Source organism: Massilia agri, from assembly GCF_024753255.1.
GTDB classification, from domain to species: Bacteria; Pseudomonadota; Gammaproteobacteria; order Burkholderiales; family Burkholderiaceae_D; genus Telluria; species Telluria agri.
Genome location: NZ_JANUHA010000008.1, coordinates 133183 through 150612 on the forward strand (window position 1 = coordinate 133183; position 17430 = coordinate 150612).

Consider the following 17430-nt stretch of genomic DNA (forward strand, 5'->3'; position numbering starts at 1 on the left):
GTGCGAGCCGTTGCGTATTGTTGAGCTCGTGTCCGAATGTCAGACCTGACACCGAGGTGTGCGCTTTACGCTTCGTCCCGGTGGTGGCTGGCGACGCGGTTGCGGCCGTGCGACTTGGCGTCGTACATGGCCGCGTCGGCGCTGCGCAGCAGGGCGTCGCCGTCCATGCCGTCGTCCGGGTAGAGGGCGATGCCCAGGCTGCCCGAGATGCGGTGGGTCAGCTCGCCGTCCTCGAAAGGCTGGTTGAGCTGCGCGAGGATGTTGTCGGCCACGATGGCGGCGTCCTGGATGCCGGCGCAGCGCGGCAGCAGCACGACGAATTCGTCGCCGCCGATGCGCGCCAAGGTGTCGGAATCGCGCAGGCCGGCGCGCAGGCGGCGCGCCACCAGCTGCAGCAGGCGGTCGCCGGCGGCGTGGCCGTGGGTGTCGTTGACGGGCTTGAACTTGTCGAGGTCGAAGTAGATCACGGCCACCTTGTGGCCGTCGCGCCCGGCGCTGCGGATCGCCTGGCGCAGGCGGTCGCCCAGCAGCACCCGGTTCGGCAGGCCGGTCAGCGCATCCTCGTGCGCCATGCGGCGCATGCGCGCCTCCTCGTTCTTGCGCACGTCGATGTTGGAGAAGGTGCCGACCATGCGCAGCGGCTGGCCCAGTTCGTCGCGCTCGCTGACGGTGCCGCGCGCCTCGATCCAGCTCCAGTCGCCGCGCTTCATGCGCACCCGGAATTCAAACGCGAAGTCGGCGCTGCGGCCGGCCAGGTGGCTGCGCAGCGCGGCGCGCAGGCCGGGGAGCTCGTCCGGGTGGACCATCGCGTCGAGGGCGCTGCCGTACAGGGAAACCAGGGCGCGGTCCGTGTCGAGGATGCGCTGGGCGCGCGAGGACAGGGTTGCCAGGCCCGTGACCACGTCGCAGTCCCAGACGCCGTCGCCGGCGGCGTTCAGCGCCAGCTTCCAGCGCGTCTCGGCGGCGGCCAGGGCCTTCAGGGCGCGGCGCCGGCGGTCGGTGGCCCCCAATGCGGCCCAGCCCAGCACGGCGAGCAGCAGCGAGACCGTTCCTCCGATCCCGGCCAGCACGTCGCGCTGTTGCTCGAAGCGCAGGCCCGCATCGTGCACGGACTGTCCAACCGTCACCACCATGCCGTATTCCGGAATCCTGTGCCAGGCGTAGTAGCGCTCGATCTGGTCGATCTGGCCGACGCGCCGGAAGCTTCCCGTGATCGGACTGTGGGCGGTGTGCGGATTGTCCTTCAGGACGCTGCCGATGCCTCGGTGGCGGTCGACCCGGGTGCTGCGTGCGATCACCGCGCCATCGACCGTGATCAGCGACACCGAGCCACTCGGCCCGAGATCGATGTCGTCGTAGAAGCGCACGAAGTAATCCGGCGACACGGCGGCCACGATCACGCCCAGCAGCCGGCCTTGCCGGTCGCGTATCGCGCGGCTGAAATGCACCACCCAGGCGCCCGTGAGGGGCGACATCACGGGACGGCCGCTGAAGAAGCGGTCGTCGGCTGCTTCGAGGTGGGCGTAATAGGCCGGATAGGCGCTCAGGTCCGTGCCCGTGTGCGAAGGACCTGCGTTCGTATAGGCGAGCCGGCCGGCGGCGTCGATCACCGTGACCAGCATCGGCACCCGGTGGCGCAGATGACGCGCGTGCTCGCCCACGGTCTGTGCAAAGCTGTCGCGGTCGCGCAGCCAGGTCGAGCGCAGCTGCAGCAGCGACAGGTCGACGATGCCGACGGTGGCGCGCACCTCTTCCGTGAACACGCGCGCGTAATTGCGCAGGTCGCGCCGGGTGCTGCTCTCGGCAAGGGAGGCGAAGCGCGCCCGCTCCACGGCCACCAGCCCCCAGACGATGGGCAGCATGCAGGCAAGGTAGATGGCGAGGTCGCGCAGCACACGCGGGCGGAAGAAATCCGCCGGGCGCCTGGCGGGCGGACGGGTGGGGTGCGTGATGGGCGAAGGCATGACGACGGACTGCGGCAACCGGTGAATGAAGGCGAAGCCGGGCGTCGTGCTCGCGCCCGTTCAGTAATGGATCGCGCCCGTCAAATTTCACGCGATTATATCTGCTGTTTCCATATGGAATTTATAGGCCGCTTAAAATTTGCCGGAATTGATGCCTTAAAGCAACGGCGCAATATTGTTTCATTTGCAAGCCTTCCGTGAAATATTCTTTCACGCCTCGCCCTGCAAGGGGCATGCTAGAGTGACATCATCATGAAACCTTTCTATAACGTGGCCGGCGCGATCGCCGTGCTGCTGGGCATCCTTGGTATCTTCCTGCCCCTGCTGCCGACCACGCCCTTCCTGCTGCTGGCCTCCTGGTGCTTCGCGCGCGGCTCCGATCGCCTGCACGGCTGGCTGCTCTCGCACCCTGTGTTCGGCGAGTACCTGCGCAATTTCGAGGCCGGTCGCGGCATTCCGCTCAAGGCCAAGATCGTGGCGACCGTGATGCTGTGGGGCTCGCTGCTCATGGGAATGCGCCGCTTCGAAGGACTGGCGATGCCGGCCCTGCTGGGCCTGGTCGGCGCCTGCGTCAGCTTCTACATGTGGCGCGTCCTGCCAACCCTGCGCCTGCCTCCCCGCTGATTTTTTCGCCCGACTGCGCACACGGTCGCGCGAATTTGTAATATCATGAGTTACATGAGACGCGACAGCAAACTATCCTCGGTGCTCCACGTGCTGCTGCACCTGGCCCACAGCGACCATCCGATGACCTCGGAAGACATGGCGCGCTTCCTCGACACCAACCCGGTGCTGGTGCGCCGCGTGCTGGCCGGCCTGCGCGAGCGCGGCTTCATCACGTCGAACCGCGGCCACGGCGGCGGCTGGAGCATCACCTGCGACCTGGCGAAGGTGACGCTGCGCGACATCTACGAAGCGGTGGGCGCCCCGCCCTTCTTCGCGATGGGCAACCGCACGGAATCGCCCGGCTGCCTGGTCGAACAGGTCGTCAACGAGTCGCTCGGCGAAGCCTTCGACGAGGCCGAGGCCCTCCTGATGCGCCAGCTCGGGCACGTGACCCTGGCCGACCTCTCGGCCGAGTTCAACCGCCGCTATGACCAACATGCGTACACCCACGGAGTCCACCATGCCCATCCAGAACGAGACCTTTGACGCCATCGTCGTCGGCGGCAGCTATGCCGGCCTGTCGGCCGCCCTGCAACTGGCGCGCGCCCGCCGCCGGGTGCTGGTGGTCGACGCCGGCCGGCGCCGCAACCGCTTCGCCCGGGATTCGCACGGCTTCCTCGGCCGCGACGGCCAGCCGGCGGCCGCCATTGCGGAAGCCGGCAGGAAGGATGTCGCGGCCTACCCGAACGTCAGCTGGCACCTTGGCGCCGCCGTCGATGCCCGTGCCGGGGACGACGGCTTCCTGGTCGAACTCGAGGGCGCCGCTCCCGTGCACGGCCGCCGCCTGGTGCTCGCCACCGGCGTGCGCGACGAGCTGCCCGCCATCGAGGGCCTGGCCGAGCGCTGGGGTCGCAGCGTCTTCCACTGCCCCTACTGCCACGGTTACGAGCTGCAGCAGGGCGACATCGGCATCCTCGCCAACAGCGAGCTGTCCTTCCACCAGGCCATGATGCTGCCGGACTGGGGCCGCGTGACCCTGTTCACCAACGGCCGCTTCGAACCCAGCGATGAACAGCGCGCCGCCATGGCCCAGCGCGGCGTGGCCGCCATCGAAGAAACCCTGGTCGCGCGCATCGAAGACGCCGCCACCGTGGTGCTGGCGGACGGCCGGCGTTTCCCGATGGCGGGTCTGTTCACCTACGGCCGTACCCACATGGCCAGCCCGCTCGCCGAACGCCTGGGCTGCGCTTTCGACGAGGGGCCGATGGGACGCTTCATCCGCACCGACGAGCGCAAGCAGACCACCGTGCCCGGCGTCTACGCGGGCGGTGACGCGGCCCGCGCGGCGGGCAATGTGGCGATCGCGGTGGCCGACGGCGCCATGGCCGGCACCGGCGCCCACCAGTCGCTGATGTTCGGCTGAAGGCTACTCGCAACTGCGTCGCAGTCGTCCCTGGCTGTCGGCCTGGTAATGCAACCGGATCTCGCCGTCGCGCGGCGCCCAGTTCAGCTGGACGTCGCCTTCGCGCGAAGCGTAACGGTTGGGACCTGCCTCCTGCAGCCGGACCAGCTGGCGCCCCTCGAAGATGGCGACCAGGTCGCCATAGTGGTCCATCAGCCGCAGCCTTTGTCCGTTCGACAGCGTGTACAGGCCGTGCACGCTGCCGCCCATCGGAGAAGCGGCCTGCCTGGCCGCATCGACCAGGGCGAGCCGCGATACCGGCCGGCTGCACTCGGCCCTGGCGACAAAGGGAGCGGCCAGCAGGCATGCTGCCGCGATCAGCATAGTGAACTTGCGCATGACACCTCCTCGTGAACGATGATGGTGGCAGCCGCTCCACGGCGGCCGTCCTGTCACGTCAGACAAGTCGAGGGGGTCCTGCGGTTTGCGAAAAATCAAACATCGCAGCGATTGCGTGATAATGGGGCATCCTCATCGCAGCCAGACTTTATGGAAATCCAGTTCCTCGGTACTTCCTCCGGCACGCCCACCCGGAGCCGCAACATGACCGCGGCCGCGGTCCGCAGCAGCGGCGCGAAACACTGGTCGCTGGTCGATTGCGCCGAAGGCACGCAATACCGCCTGCAGCGCGCCGGCCTGTCGCCGGTGAGCCTGCGCGCCATCTTCATCACCCACCTGCACGGCGACCACTGCTACGGCCTGCCCGGCCTGCTGGCCACGGCCGGCATGCTGAACCGCAGCGAGGCCTTGACCATCGTCGCCCCGGCGCCGCTGCGCCCGATGATCGAATGCATCATGGCCGCGACCCAGCTGGAACTGCCCTACCCGCTCGCGTGGGTGGCGATCGAGGATCTGTCGCATGCCGACGTGCTGCCCGACCTGCGGGTGCGCGCGACAAGACTCTCGCACCGCATCGACTGCTGGGCCTACAGCTTTACCGAGGCCGTCGTCGAGCGCCACCTGGACACAGGCCGGCTGCGTGCCGGCGGGATCGCTTCGGGTCCGGTATGGGGAGAGATCCAGCGGGGGCGGAACGTCGTGCTGCCGGACGGGCGCGAACTCACCGCCGAGGACTACCTGGCGCCGCCGCGCAAGCCGCGCAAGGTGATCATCGGCGGAGACAACGACACCCCTTCGCTGCTGGCGGACGAGGCGCGCGATGCGGACGTGCTGGTGCACGAGGCGACCTATACCGAGGAGATCCGGCAGAAGGTCGGGCCGGGGCCGCAGCACAGTTCGGCGGCGCTGGTGGCGCGCTTCGCCCAGGAAGCAGGCGTGCGGAACCTGGTGCTGACGCATTTCAGTCCGCGTTACCAGGACCGGCCGGGCAATGGTTCGCTGAGCCTGGACGATATCGAGAAGGAGGCGCGCGAGCACTACCAGGGCATGCTGGCGCTGGCGCGCGACCTCGACCGTTATGAGCTGGGCAAGGATGGCGTGTTGCGCCTTGCGGGCCAGTGAAGTGCGACAGTCGGGCTACAATCCTCCATGCCGAAAAAAACACCCCTCTTCCCCGGCCCGATGACCGCGCGCGGCGCCGTCCTCGCCGTGCTGCTGTCCAATGACGACCAGACCGGCGCCGAACCGATGCGCGGCCGCATCACGCTGGCCGCCATCGTGCGGGCGCTCAAGCGCAAGTACCACTGGCCGATCGAGACCAGCAGCTTTCCCTCCAACGCAGCCGACGGGCGCGCCACCTGGGCCACCGTCTACAGCCTGCCGCCCGAGGTCATCGCCAAGGCCCTCGCCAACGGCGGCCGCGACTGGCTGGCGAGCCGGAGAAGCAGCGCGTCTTGACCCTGGCTGGGCCTTGCACTATTGTGTCGCAATGATGCTGGAGAACAACCCAGCGCCCACTGGACTGCATTGACCGCGAGGCCCGCCCATGCACGACACACCGCCCGCCGGCCAACATCCGCTGTACGTCACCCAGCCCGACCTGCCGCCGCTGGCGGACTTCGTCGCCTCGCTCGAGCAGATCTGGGACAGCAAATTCCTGACCAACGGCGGCCGCTTCCACCAGCAGCTCGAGGCCGCCCTGTGCGACTACCTGGGCGTCGAACACGTCGCGCTGTTCAACAACGGCACGACCGCGCTCCTCACGGCCCTGCAGGCGCTCGGCATCGAGGGCGAAGTCATCACCACGCCCTATTCGTTCGTGGCCACCTCGCACGCCCTGCTGTGGAACCGCCTGCAGCCGGTGTTCGCCGACATCGACCCGCTGACCTTCAACCTCGATCCGGACCGCATCGAAGCCGCGATCACGCCGCGCACCACGGCCATCATGCCGGTGCACTGCTACGGCACGCCCTGCGACGTCGAGCGCATCGGGGCCATCGCGCGCAAACATGGCCTGAAGGTGATCTACGACGCGGCCCACGCCTTCGGGGTGCGCCAGGATGGCCGCAGCATCCTGCGCCATGGCGACCTGTCGGTATTGAGCTTCCATGCGACCAAGGTGTTCACGACGTTCGAGGGCGGCGCCATCGTCTGCCACGATGCCGCCACCAAGGCGCGCATCGACCAGCTGAAGAACTTCGGCATCGTCGACGAGACCACCGTGGTCGCCGCCGGGATCAACGGCAAGATGAACGAAGTGAGCGCCGCCTTCGGCCTGCTGCAGCTGGGCCGCGTCGATGCGGCGCTGGCGCGGCGCCGCGAAGTCGCCGCCCGCTACCGGCGCCTGCTCGCCGGCGTCAAGGGCATCACGCCCCCGGCCGAGCCGGGACACGAGGCCAACCACGGCTACTTCCCGATCCTGGTGGGCAGCAGCTATCCGCTCGATCGCGACACCCTGTTCCAGAGGCTGCGCGAGCACGGCATCGTCGCGCGCCGCTATTTCCATCCCTTGATCAGTGCCTTCCCGATGTACCGCGACCTGCCCTCGGCCGCCCCGGAGAACCTGCCGCAGGCGGCCCGGGTCGCGAGCCAGGTGATCTGCCTGCCGATCTTCCCGGCGCTGGCGGACGAGGACATCGCGCGCATCGCCGGCCTGATCGCATCCGCCTGAGACACCCCATGCACACCTTTTCCGCGGCGGACATCGGGAGCCGCCTCGCACTCTGATCCTTCGATCCGATGGAGCCTTCCTGGCCGCCGTCTCCCTGTACAGCGACGAGCCGCCCATCGTCATGAAGCCCGATCCGGACATCGTCGCCGTCGACGCCTGCCGCTACGATTACGCGAAGCGCTTCTTCGACGTCCTGTGCCGCACACATGCCGTTCCCTGCCTGGAATTCGAACAGGCCATGCGCGCGCTCGGGCGGAACGGCACGCCTGCCCGGCTCGGTCGAGACCCTGTATGCTTTGCTGGCCTTCCACGTCTCCCGCAAGCCGGGAAGACGAGCGCGTTTCTTGACCGTGGCGAGGCCTTGCTCTATTGTGTCGCAGTCAGCAGGCATGCAAGTCCAGCGGCCTTCCAGCGCTTTCACCTTTCCACGATGCAGGTCCCTCCTTGATGCACGAATCCACCCAGTCGCCAGGCGATGAAGCCATCCGCCTCGCCGATGCGGCGATGCAGTCGGCGCAACTTGAAGCCGCCTCCGGACGCAGTGACCGGGCTCGCGACCTGTACCAGGCGGTGCTCAGCCTCATTCCCGACCACGCGGGCGCCCACCTCGGGCTGGCAGGGCTGGCCCGGACCGCCGGCCGCCTGAGCGAGGCCATTGCGCACTTCGCCGCCGCCCTGCAGGCAGCCCCCGACCAGGAGTCGCATTGGCTCGCCTACATCGAGGCACTGATCGCAGCGCGCGAATTCGCCGCTGCGCAGGACGTGCTGCAACTCGGGCGCGAGCACGGCCTGGGCGGCGAAGCGGTCGACGCGATGGCAGGACTGCTGGCCGCCTCGAGCGCGCCGGATGCGGATGCGATCGACGAAGCCGCCGCCTTGTTCGCGTGCGGCCGGCTCGATGCTGCGGAGGATGCCGCGCACGCACTGGCAGAACGTTTTCCCGGGCATCCCTTCGGATTCAAGTTGCTAGGCGCCGTCCTGCATCTGCGCGGCGACCTTCCGGGCGCAATCGCGGCGATGGACCGCGCACTCGCGCACGGAGCCGACGATGCCGAAACCGTCAGCAACCTGGGCATGTTGCTCAAGCAGGCCCGCCGGCTGCCCGAGGCGGAGCTGGTCCTGCGGCGCGGCATCGCGCTGCAGCCGGACAGCGCCAGCGCGCACAACAACCTGGCAGTGCTCCTGGCGGAAATGGGTCGTCTGGAGCAGGCGCATGCCAGCGCGGCCAGGGCTTCTGCCCTCGATCCCTCCCATGAGCAAGCCGCAAACACCCTCGGCGCCGTGCTGGCGCGCCTGGGACGTTCGAGCGAGGCAGTGGCAACCTACCGGCACGTGCTTGCCCTGCGCCCCGACCACGCGGCGGCCCACAGCAATATGCTGTTCAGCATGAGCCAGATGGAGGGCATCGCGCCCGCCACCCTGTTCGAAGCGCACCGCGAGTTCGGGCGCCGGCTCGAAGCTCGCCTTGGCACGCCCCGCGGCTGGGACAACACGCGGGAACCGGAACGCCCCCTGCGCATCGGCTTCGTTTCGGGCGACCTGCGCAACCATGCGGTGACGAGCTTTGTCGAACCGATCCTGCAGCGGCTTGCCAACCGCCCCGGCACGCTACTGTTCGCCTACTACACCTATCCGGCGCAGGACGCGGTGAGCATGCGCCTGCGCGGCTACATGGAAAAATGGGTCGACGCCGCCTTGCTGGACGATGACGCGCTCGACGCCGCGATCCGCGCCGACGCCATCGACATCCTGATCGACCTGTCCGGCCACACCGCCCATAACCGCCTGCCGGTCTTCGCGCGCAAGCCGGCACCGCTGCAGGCCACCTGGATCGGCTACCCCTTCAGCACCGGTCTGGCGGCGATGGATTACTACCTGGCCGACCGGTTCATCCTTCCGCCCGGGAAGTTCGACCACCTGTTCTCGGAAAAACTGCTCCACTTGCCAGTGGTATCGCCCTTCCAGCCGGACCCGGACGCGCCCGGGCTGGCGCCGCTGCCGGCCCTGCGCAACGGCCACGTCACGTTCGGCAGCTTCAACCGGATCAGCAAGATCAGCCGCGAAGTGATGGCCACCTGGGGCAGGCTGCTGCGCGCGGTCGATGGCGCCCACCTGCTGGTGGCGGGGATGCCCGAGGGTGGCGGCCATGCCCAGCTGCTGGTCTGGCTGGGCGAGGAAGGCATCGATGCGGCGCGCGTGCGCTTCCATCCCCGCACCGGTATGCACGACTACCTGGCGCTGCACGGGCAGGTCGACATCAACCTCGACACCTTTCCCTATTCCGGCGGCACCACCAGCCTGCATGCACTGTACATGGGCGTGCCGACCCTCACGCTGGCGGGCGAGACCTCGGCCGGCCGCCAGACTGCCTGCATCCTCGAACACAAGAAGCTGCCGCAGTTCATCGCAGTCGATGCCGACGATTTTATCGCCAAAGGCGTGGCCGCCTGCGCCGACCTGACGGCGCTGGCCGCCCTGCGCGCGGACATGCGCAGCCGCTTTCCGGCATCGTCGTCGATCGAACTCGAGCACGTCACCAATGGTTTCGAGAACGCGATGCGCCTGATCTGGCGGCGCTGGTGCGCCGGCCTGCCGGCCGCGCCCCTCACGGCGCGCATTGTCCTGCCGCCGCCGACATCGATCCGCTGACCCTCGAACCCGCCGAACCGGCTCAGGATCCGACGATCACCATCGGCTGCGCGTAGTGCGCGTGGATGAAGGTCTTGGCAGCGACGTCGGCGTCGATCCGGCCCGGCTTGTCGATCACGCACAGTTTGCCGACCGAAACGCCGCTGCGAACGACAACGCCGGCCCCGAGGGTGACATGCGCCCCGAGCCGCGATTCGCGCCCGAGCACGACGCCGTCCTCGATCCAGCAGGAGTTACCGACGCTACTGCCGTGGCCGAGCACTGCGCCGGCGCCAACGACGCTGTTGAAGCCGACCTTGCAGCTTTGCCCCACGACCGCGCCCGCCCCGATCCAACTGTTTTCGCCGATGACGGTGCCCTCTGCGACAACGGCGCCACGGCACAGGAGCGGCGGCATCGGCAGGCCGCGCAGGCGGTACAGGGTCATGCGCTCCAGCCGCGAGAAGTTCAAATGACGTGCGTCGGCCGTCACGAAAGCAGTGGCGCCAGCCAGGTCGCGTCCGGCCAGCAGGGACTCGACCTCGGCCGGATCGGCGCCGGTGTCCATCGCTAGCGGCACCAGGTCCAGCCCTGGCGCAACCTCGCGCCAGGCCGCCAGCGCCCAGTCGAGCATGGCGCCTGTGCCGACCACGAATTTACAGGACAAACTTCGCCTCCATCAGGTCCAGGTACCACCGGTGGATGATCGCATTCTCGGCCTCGTAGTCGCCCATGAACGGGGAGCGCGCATCCGGGTGCAGCGTGCGCTGGATGTTTTCCATGATGTCGACGTCCTCGCGCAACACCTTGTCGGCGCCCAGCATGGTGCTGTGCAGGACCGCCGCCGAGGCCGCGTAGGGACGGGTCTTCTTCGCCGTCATGTAATAGACGATCATGTCGGTGCGTCCCGGCCCGACCGGGACGTGGTGCTCGAGCGTGAAGGAATAGCCGCCATTCGCCGACGCGATGTGGATATTCGGGAACACCAGCCAGTTGTAGTACTCGTCGTGGCAGGCGCCGTCGCGGTCGCGGTAGCGCTCGATCAGAGGATGCCAGGGATGGCGGGGCGCGTCCTCCAGCGGCGCATCGCGTCCGCCCCGGCTGAAGGCCCGCAGCATCGCCAGCGCATCTGCGCGGTCCCGCACGCCCCCTCCGGCCTCGAGCCTGCGCAGCGCCGCGACGCCGGCCTCGTCGATCTGCGCCTGGAAGCGCGTCTCCTGGAACAGCGTGCGGCTATGGACATAGCGCGGATGGTTGGCGTCGCGCAGGTTTTCATAGGCCAGCTTCCAGTTGAAGCGCCCTTCGTAGGTGGTCAGGATCACTTCGCCGTCGAAAGCGTCCGATGCCTGCGCCAGATAAGCCAGCATGCCGGCGCCGAACTGCTCCTCGATCGGCATCGGTTGCCCGGACAGGTTGACGAACACCAGGTTGCCGACGCAGGCCAGCGCGAAGCGGCGCAAACGCAGGCAATCGCGCTGTTGCGGCGTGAAGCGGTACAAGGCATCGTCGTGGGGAATGCCGGCGGTCGCGCCGTCCTGGTCGAAGCTCCAGCCGTGGTAGCCGCAGAACAGCGGGCGCACGCCATGGGGCGCGGTCTGCACCGGGTTCTGGCGGTGCGGGCAGACATTCTCGAAGGCGCGCAGCTCGCCCTTGATGTTCTGTATCAGGACCGGGACACCAAGCAGGTCGCGGGTGACGAATGCATTCGGTTGCGCCAGCATGGTCTTGAGTGCGGCGAACTGCCACAGCGGCTTGAACAGCAACTCGCGCTCGCGCTCGAACCAGGCCTGGTCGATATAGGCTTGGGGTGGAATCCGGGACGACGTCATTTGAACTCGAATATCTTGGCCGGGTTGCCGACCATCGTGACGCCCGGCGGCACGTTCCTGATGACGACGCTGCCGGCGCCGATCACCGCGCCTGCCCCGATCTTCACGCCGGGCAGGATCGTGGCATGCGGATGGATGATGACGTTCTCGCCGACCTCGGCGCGCCCGCCGATGAAAACGAAGCTGCCGACCGTCACATACGAGCCGATCTTGACCTCGTAGCCGATCACGGTGGTCGACTGGACCACCACGAAGTCGCCCAACTCGACGTCAACCCCGGTGCGCACCCATTGCTCGAACAGGCAGCCCTGTCCCATCCTGACGCTGTAGTAGTCGATCAGGCCGGTGCCCAGGCTCAGGAAGGTGGCGCCCTGCGCAAGCAGGGGCGCGGCGAAGCGGCGGCGCTGGCCAGGGTCGCCCAGGGCGCAAATGTACTGTTCGCCGGGCCTGGCCTGGTAGGCGAGCGGATCGCCCATCACCGGCAGCGGCGCCTTGGCCGCGACTTCCGGACGGCTTTCGAGGAAACCCTTGATGCGCCAGTCGCGGCCGCTGGCCGGGTCTTCGCCGGCCATCTTGCACACGGTGCGTCCGAAGCCGCCCGCACTGATGATCAACACGTCGGGAGGCTCGGGCTTCAGGTCCAAGGAATGCCTCCGTCGAGGTGCAGGTGGATGCCGGTCACCTTGCGGCTGCCGTCGGCCAGCAGGTAGACCGCGGCATGCGCCACGTCTTCCGGCTGTCCCAGGCCCAGCGGATATTTGGCCGCCTGCTCGTCCAGCCATTCGCGCGCGTGGTTGACCAGCGGCGTGTCGACCAGGCCAGGCGCAAGCGCATTGGCGCGCATGCCGCGCGGTGCGATTTCCAGCGCCAGCGCGCGCATGAAGCCTTCGAGCGCAGCCTTCGAGGCACAGTAAGGTCCGACGCCGACAGTGCCGGTATGAACGGCGATCGAGGAAACGAACACCAGCGAAGCGCCATTGCGCAGCTGTCTCTGGAACAGCAGCTTCTGGGTCAGCATGGCGGGCGCGATGAAATTCGCGGCCATCACCGATTCGAGCTGCGCCTGGCGCAGCATGCGCACCGGCGAGGTGCCGTGGATGCCGGCAGCGAACACGACGCCGTCGAGCTGTCCGGCGGCGCCGGCCAGCTGCGCCAGCTGCGCGGCATCGGTCAGGTCCGCCACGACAGCCTGGTGCGCGCCCTCGCCCGGCGGCGCCAGCGCGGCGAGCGTCTCGTCCAGGCGCGCCTGGTCGCGTCCGGTGATTGCCAGGCGCGCGCCTGCGGCGGCGCAGGCCACCGCCACCGCTCGGCCGATGCCGCTGGATGCGCCGGTGACGAGCACGGATTTGCCCTGCAGGCTGAAGGGGTCCGGGAGCATGGAGGAATCGTTCATCGGATATGCAAGGTCAGGCCGGCGTCGACCGCCAGCGAGGTGCGCGACACCCAGCGGCTGGCCGAGGCCAGCAGGTAGGCGATACCGGCGGCGACGTCTTCCGCTTCGATCGTGCCAAGCGGCGCCAGTTCCATCTTGGCGCCGCTGTTCATGACGCTTTGCAGGCTCTCCATCATCGGCGTGGCAACGTAGCCCGGCGACACGCAATTGGCGCGGATGCCTTGCTTGGCGACCTCGGTCGCCAGCGTGCGCACGGTGGCGGTCAGGGCGGCCTTGGTGCCGGAATAGATACCTGTCGCGAAAGGCGCGGTGTGCTCGGCCAGCGCCGACACATAGACCAGCGAGGCGCCGGGAGCGATCCTGCGCTTGGCCAGCAGCGCCTGCGTGAGCAGCATCGGCGCCTCGTAGTTCACCGAAAACAGCGTGTCGATATGGCGCTGCGAGACCATGCGCATCGGCGCCAGCGCGGCGACACCGGCGCTGAAGACGCAGCCGTCCAGCGCCGGCACGGCGTCCACCAGCGCCTGGCGCGCAGCCGGATCGGTCAGGTCGCCTACCTGCGCGCGGTGCCCGCTTCCCGCAAGGCTTGCCACCACGGCATCCAGGCGGTCGGCGTTGCGGCCGCAGGCCACGACCTGCGCGCCCATGCGGGCGCACAGTCGCGCGGCCGCTTCGCCGATCCCGGACGAGGCGCCGGTGACGAGGACCTGGCGGCCGTCCAGGCGAAATGGGTTGGCGGCGTGCGGGTTCATGCTCACGAGACGATCAGTTCGGGGAAGACCGCGTTCTCGATGTCGACGATGCAGCTGCCCCAGGAAAGGCCGATGCCGAATCCCGACATCAGCACGCGCGTCTTCCCTGCAAGCAGCGCTTCGCGGATGCGCGCGGTCATGGTGACCGGCAGCGAAGCCCCGCTGGTGTTGCCGAAATCATGCAGCGTGCTGGGCACCTTTTCCGGCGCCAGGCCGAGCTTCTTGCGGATGGTCTCATTGATCATCCTGTTGGCCTGGTGGAAGATAAAGTAATCCACCTCCTCGATCGGACAATTCGCATAGGCCAGCAGGTCTTTCACCGCAGGCGGCACGCGCTGCGTCGAAAAGCTCAGGACCGCAGGGCCGTCCAGAATCAGCGCACCCGGCCAGCGCAGGATGCCGTCCTCGTCCTTCACCGGCACCATATGCTGGGGCCCAATCGGCTCGCGGTGGCCGCCGGCCGGCAACATGATTGCCTGGTAGCCGCTGCCGTCGCTGTTCAGGTCGAAATACATCGGCGGCGCCTCCGGATCGTACTCCAGCGCGGTAGCGGTGCCTGCGTCAGAGAACAGCGGCTCGATCACCGAGGCGGACTTGTCACCCACCAGCAAGAGACCCTTCTTGATGCCGCCCGCAGAGATCATCGAGCCCAGCACGTGCAGACCGAAAGCATAGGCGGAGCAGCCAAGATTGATATCGAAGGCGATCGTGGTTTGCTTGAGCTTGAGGCGGTCCTGCAGGATGATCGCGGTGGCCGGGATCGGATAGTCGGGCGATTGCGTCACCACGATCAGCGCATCGATCTCGTCGCGCTCCCATTTCAGGTCGGCCAGCAGGCGCTCGGTGGCGTCGAAGGCCAGGTCCGAAAAATACTGCCATTCGGAGCAGATGCGGCGTGTCTCGATGCCGATGTTGCGCACGACGCGCTCGCGGGCCGAACGCAGCTGCGGAGGACAGTCCTGCAGGTTCGACAGCACGCGCTTGGGCACGCAGGTCGCCATGCCTGCGTAACGTACGTTACGGATAGTCGCCTGTGCCATGCTCTTCTCAGCCGATGAGTTTGTAGACGTCGCTGACCAGCTGGCACTGGACCAGGTCCTTGCCGGTTATGGCCTTGTTGTATTCCATGTCGAACATGATGATGACGCCGAGCGCCGCCAGCGAATCCCATTCAGGCAGGGCCTTCAGGTTGGTGTCGCCGGTGAGTTCGACGTCGTCCTGGAAGTCGACGGCGTTCTTGAATTTTTCGACAAATTGCTCGAGGGTGTCCATTGCTGCCTTGATTCGGTTGCTTGGTTAAATAATCACGCCAAATGCGCTTGATTACGTGGCGTTGACTGGAGGAAGCACTATAAAGCAAAACCAAATGTATCGGGGAATGAGCTAGGGGGATTTTGGCAGTTTGCAGCAGGAAGCGCCACAGTGCGCTTGTCATGTGTGCCAGGGAACGGTATCCCCTCCTGTCCGCGGCGTATGCTCAATGCTCAAGCGACAAGGAGACGGGGCCATGGACAAGCGTCCATTCGATATCGACCTGGCATTGGAACGCATCGACGAAGCCGTGCAGCCGTGGCCGAAGGCCGCGCTGTTCCAGCTGGCCGAGGAAGGCTTTACAGCGACGTTCGAACAGCTGCTGGCCTGCATCATTTCGATCCGTACATACGACGAGGTGACCTTGCCGGTCTCGCGCAGGCTGTTCGAACGGGCGCGCACGCCCTCCGCCATCGCGAGCCTGTCGTGGGAAGAACTGGACGGCTTGATCAGCCCGAGTACCTTTCATGAGCGTAAGGCGAACCAGATCCTGGCGATTGCACGGGAGGTCGCCGAACGCTTCGGCGAAACCGTGCCGGGGGACCGGGACGTGTTGCTGTCCTTTGCCGGCGTCGGGCCGAAATGCGCGAACCTGGTCCTGGGCGTGGCTTGCGGGACGCCGGTGATCAGTGTCGACATCCACGTGCACCGGGTGACGGGGCGCTGGGGCTATGCGGCCGCGACGACGCCGGAGAAGACGCTGCTGGCGCTGGAGGCCACGCTGCCCAGGGAGCACTGGATCGACATCAACCGGCTGCTGGTCCCCTTCGGCAAGCACATCTGCACCGGAACGAGGCCGCGCTGCTCCACCTGCCCGGTGCTGGACATGTGCCGGCAGGTGGGGGTCACGGAGCACCGCTGAACCGGGCTAGTGGATCAGCGCAAGGCGAAAGAATTCATCGACGGCGAAATCGACGAAGGCACGCACCCGCGGCGCCATGTGGCGGGCACTCGGGAAGACGAGCTGGACAGGAATCGGCCCCGGCTCGCAAGCCGTCAGTATCCGCTTCAGGCTGCCCGTTTCGAGGTCCGGCGCGGCCTGGTAGGACAGCGCGCGTGCAATCCCGAAGCCTTCGCGCGCCGCGTGCAGCACCCCTTCGACGTCGTTCATCTGCAGCCGCGGCGTGAAGCGCACCACCTGCTCGCGCTCATCCACCCGGTAGCGCCATTCCGCGAGACCGCGCACGGCGGTACCCAGGATCAGTTCGTGATGGACCAGCTCCTCGGGCGCCTGCGGCTCGCCCCTCCGTTCCAGGTAGGCGGGACTGGCGAGCGTCACCCTGTGCACCGTGCCCAGCTGGCGGGCCACCAGTCCCGAGCTGTCCAGCGCGCCGATGCGCAGGGCGACGTCGATGCCATTGTCGATCAGGTCGACATTGCGGTCCGCCAGCACCAGGTCGACCTGGATGTCCGGATAGCGCATCAGGAAGCGCGTGACGACCGGCGCCACGTGCCGGCGGCCGAAGACCATCGGCGCCGTCACCCGCAGCAGGCCACGCGGCGCGGTGGAACCATGTTCGCGGATCGCCGTGTCGTAGTCCGCCAGCAGGCGGCGCGCCTGATCGGCCAGGCCCAGCCCTTCACTGGTCGCCGTGAGCCGGCGCGTGCTGCGCTCGAACAGGCGGGTGCCGACCCTTTCCTCGAGCGTCGCGAGCATGCGGGTGACGCTCGACGCGGAACGCCGCAGCTTGTGCGCGGCCGCCGCCATGCTGCCCGTCTCGAGGATGGCGAGGAAGACCTGCAATTCGTCCAGACGGTCCATGAATTATTGCGCAACATGAAAGGATGAATTGTCATTATGCCCCATTCCGCAATAGGCACATCCTGCCTACGATGAAGCACCTTCAACCACTTCATTGCAGACATGAGTTCGCCATCTATCTCCGTCTACGGGACCGCGCTATCCGGCCACACCCATCGCGTGGAGTTGTTCCTGCACCTCCTGCAACTGCCCTACCGCCGCATCGATGCGTCGAGCGCGGTGCGCCAGAGCGCCGAGTACCTGCAGCTGAACCCGCTCGGCCAGATTCCCGTGCTGCAGGATGGCGAGCTCGTGCTTTCGGACAGCAACGCCATCCTGGTCTACCTGACCAGGCGCTACGCACCCGGCAGCGGCTGGCTGCCCGAGGATCCCGTCGGGGCGGCGCAGGTCCAGCGCTGGCTGTCCCTGGCGGCCGGAGAAATCGCCTTCGGCCCGGCCAGAGCGCGGATCTCGGCGCGCTTCTACGACACCGGCATGCCGCCTCTGCTCATGCGCCAGCTGGCGGACAAGGTGCTGGGCTTCATGGACGCTTCTCTCGCGAAGGGAGGCTACCTGGCCGGCGCACGGCCGACGCTGGCTGACGTCGCCTGCTACGCCTACATCGCCCATGCGCCGGAGGGCGGCATCGCGCTCGACGCCTATCCGAACGTGCTCGCCTGGATCGCCCGCGTGCAGGCCCTGCCCCATTTCGTCCCCATGCCGGAGAACTGAGC

At 67.5% G+C, this 17430-nt stretch carries 20 protein-coding genes; 10 read left to right on the top strand and 10 right to left on the bottom strand.

From position 1 onward, the window contains the following. Window positions 1–65 precede the first annotated feature (65 nt). Window positions 66–1964 carry a bifunctional diguanylate cyclase/phosphodiesterase gene (locus NX780_RS13245; RefSeq protein WP_258828339.1) on the bottom strand — a complete coding sequence of 633 codons (1899 nt, stop codon included), beginning with the start codon at window positions 1962–1964 and terminating at the stop codon, window positions 66–68. A 252-nt stretch (window positions 1965–2216) separates the two neighbouring features. Between NX780_RS13245 and NX780_RS13250 the strand changes: the two genes are divergently transcribed. From NX780_RS13250 to NX780_RS13260, 3 genes are read left to right on the top strand one after another with little or no spacing between them, the layout of a single operon-like run. Then, complete coding sequence (locus NX780_RS13250) at window positions 2217–2588, top strand: YbaN family protein (protein ID WP_258828340.1); 372 nt, start codon at window positions 2217–2219, stop codon at window positions 2586–2588. Between the two features lie 54 nt (window positions 2589–2642). Next, window positions 2643–3116 carry an RrF2 family transcriptional regulator gene (locus NX780_RS13255; protein WP_258828341.1) on the top strand — a complete coding sequence of 158 codons (474 nt, stop codon included), beginning with the start codon at window positions 2643–2645 and terminating at the stop codon, window positions 3114–3116. After that, window positions 3091–3993 (top strand): NAD(P)/FAD-dependent oxidoreductase, encoded by a 903-nt coding sequence (locus tag NX780_RS13260; protein ID WP_258828342.1) that lies wholly within the window; start codon window positions 3091–3093, stop codon window positions 3991–3993. Before NX780_RS13255 ends, NX780_RS13260 begins: the two co-directional genes overlap by 26 nt. A gap of 3 nt (window positions 3994–3996) precedes the next feature. On the opposite strand, the gene NX780_RS13265 is transcribed toward NX780_RS13260, so the two are convergent. Further along, the gene (locus tag NX780_RS13265; protein WP_258828343.1) at window positions 3997–4371 is read right to left on the bottom strand and encodes a hypothetical protein; all 375 of its coding nucleotides are present in this window, start codon (window positions 4369–4371) and stop codon (window positions 3997–3999) included. 150 nt (window positions 4372–4521) lie between these two features. Here NX780_RS13265 and NX780_RS13270 point away from each other — a divergent pair, with 150 nt between their 5' ends. The 5 genes from NX780_RS13270 (at window position 4522) to NX780_RS13290 (ending at window position 9691) form a co-directional block, all read left to right on the top strand. Next, window positions 4522–5493, top strand: coding sequence for an MBL fold metallo-hydrolase (locus tag NX780_RS13270; RefSeq protein WP_258828344.1), 972 nt, complete (start codon window positions 4522–4524; stop codon window positions 5491–5493). A gap of 27 nt (window positions 5494–5520) precedes the next feature. Beyond that, window positions 5521–5829 (top strand): hypothetical protein, encoded by a 309-nt coding sequence (locus tag NX780_RS13275; protein ID WP_258828345.1) that lies wholly within the window; start codon window positions 5521–5523, stop codon window positions 5827–5829. Window positions 5830–5917: 88 nt separating this feature from the next. Continuing rightward, a complete protein-coding gene (locus NX780_RS13280; protein ID WP_258828346.1) occupies window positions 5918–7042 on the top strand; it encodes a DegT/DnrJ/EryC1/StrS family aminotransferase in 1125 nt (374 codons plus the stop codon). A 121-nt stretch (window positions 7043–7163) separates the two neighbouring features. Beyond that, window positions 7164–7490, top strand: coding sequence for a hypothetical protein (locus tag NX780_RS13285; protein ID WP_258828347.1), 327 nt, complete (start codon window positions 7164–7166; stop codon window positions 7488–7490). Further along, window positions 7490–9691, top strand: coding sequence for a tetratricopeptide repeat protein (locus NX780_RS13290; protein ID WP_258828348.1), 2202 nt, complete (start codon window positions 7490–7492; stop codon window positions 9689–9691). The genes NX780_RS13285 and NX780_RS13290 overlap by 1 nt, the downstream gene beginning before the upstream one ends. A gap of 22 nt (window positions 9692–9713) precedes the next feature. On the opposite strand, the gene NX780_RS13295 is transcribed toward NX780_RS13290, so the two are convergent. The 7 genes from NX780_RS13295 to NX780_RS13325 are packed head-to-tail and all read right to left on the bottom strand — an operon-like array spanning window position 9714 to window position 14916. Next, a complete protein-coding gene (locus tag NX780_RS13295; RefSeq protein WP_258828349.1) occupies window positions 9714–10337 on the bottom strand; it encodes a DapH/DapD/GlmU-related protein in 624 nt (207 codons plus the stop codon). Next, window positions 10327–11499: an aromatic ring-hydroxylating oxygenase subunit alpha gene (locus NX780_RS13300; protein WP_258828350.1), complete on the bottom strand. Its 1173-nt coding sequence runs from the start codon at window positions 11497–11499 to the stop codon at window positions 10327–10329. Before NX780_RS13300 ends, NX780_RS13295 begins: the two co-directional genes overlap by 11 nt. Further along, window positions 11496–12143 carry a PglD-related sugar-binding protein gene (locus NX780_RS13305; protein ID WP_258828351.1) on the bottom strand — a complete coding sequence of 216 codons (648 nt, stop codon included), beginning with the start codon at window positions 12141–12143 and terminating at the stop codon, window positions 11496–11498. The genes NX780_RS13300 and NX780_RS13305 overlap by 4 nt, the downstream gene beginning before the upstream one ends. Beyond that, complete coding sequence (locus NX780_RS13310; RefSeq protein ID WP_258828352.1) at window positions 12134–12892, bottom strand: SDR family NAD(P)-dependent oxidoreductase; 759 nt, start codon at window positions 12890–12892, stop codon at window positions 12134–12136. Before NX780_RS13310 ends, NX780_RS13305 begins: the two co-directional genes overlap by 10 nt. Continuing rightward, entirely contained in the window at window positions 12889–13644 is a 756-nt protein-coding gene (locus NX780_RS13315) for an SDR family NAD(P)-dependent oxidoreductase (RefSeq protein WP_258828432.1), read from the bottom strand. The genes NX780_RS13310 and NX780_RS13315 overlap by 4 nt, the downstream gene beginning before the upstream one ends. 2 nt (window positions 13645–13646) lie before the next feature. Further along, window positions 13647–14684, bottom strand: coding sequence for a ketoacyl-ACP synthase III (locus NX780_RS13320; protein ID WP_258828353.1), 1038 nt, complete (start codon window positions 14682–14684; stop codon window positions 13647–13649). 7 nt (window positions 14685–14691) lie between these two features. Further along, a complete protein-coding gene (locus NX780_RS13325) occupies window positions 14692–14916 on the bottom strand; it encodes an acyl carrier protein (protein ID WP_258828354.1) in 225 nt (74 codons plus the stop codon). 235 nt (window positions 14917–15151) lie between these two features. Between NX780_RS13325 and NX780_RS13330 the strand changes: the two genes are divergently transcribed. After that, entirely contained in the window at window positions 15152–15817 is a 666-nt protein-coding gene (locus tag NX780_RS13330) for an endonuclease III domain-containing protein (protein ID WP_258828355.1), read from the top strand. 6 nt (window positions 15818–15823) lie between these two features. On the opposite strand, the gene NX780_RS13335 is transcribed toward NX780_RS13330, so the two are convergent. After that, a complete protein-coding gene (locus NX780_RS13335) occupies window positions 15824–16717 on the bottom strand; it encodes a LysR family transcriptional regulator (RefSeq protein ID WP_258828356.1) in 894 nt (297 codons plus the stop codon). Window positions 16718–16810: 93 nt separating this feature from the next. Here NX780_RS13335 and NX780_RS13340 point away from each other — a divergent pair, with 93 nt between their 5' ends. Beyond that, on the top strand, window positions 16811–17428 hold the full coding sequence (locus tag NX780_RS13340; RefSeq protein ID WP_258828433.1) for a glutathione S-transferase family protein: 618 nt from the start codon (window positions 16811–16813) through the stop codon (window positions 17426–17428). Window positions 17429–17430 lie beyond the last annotated feature (2 nt).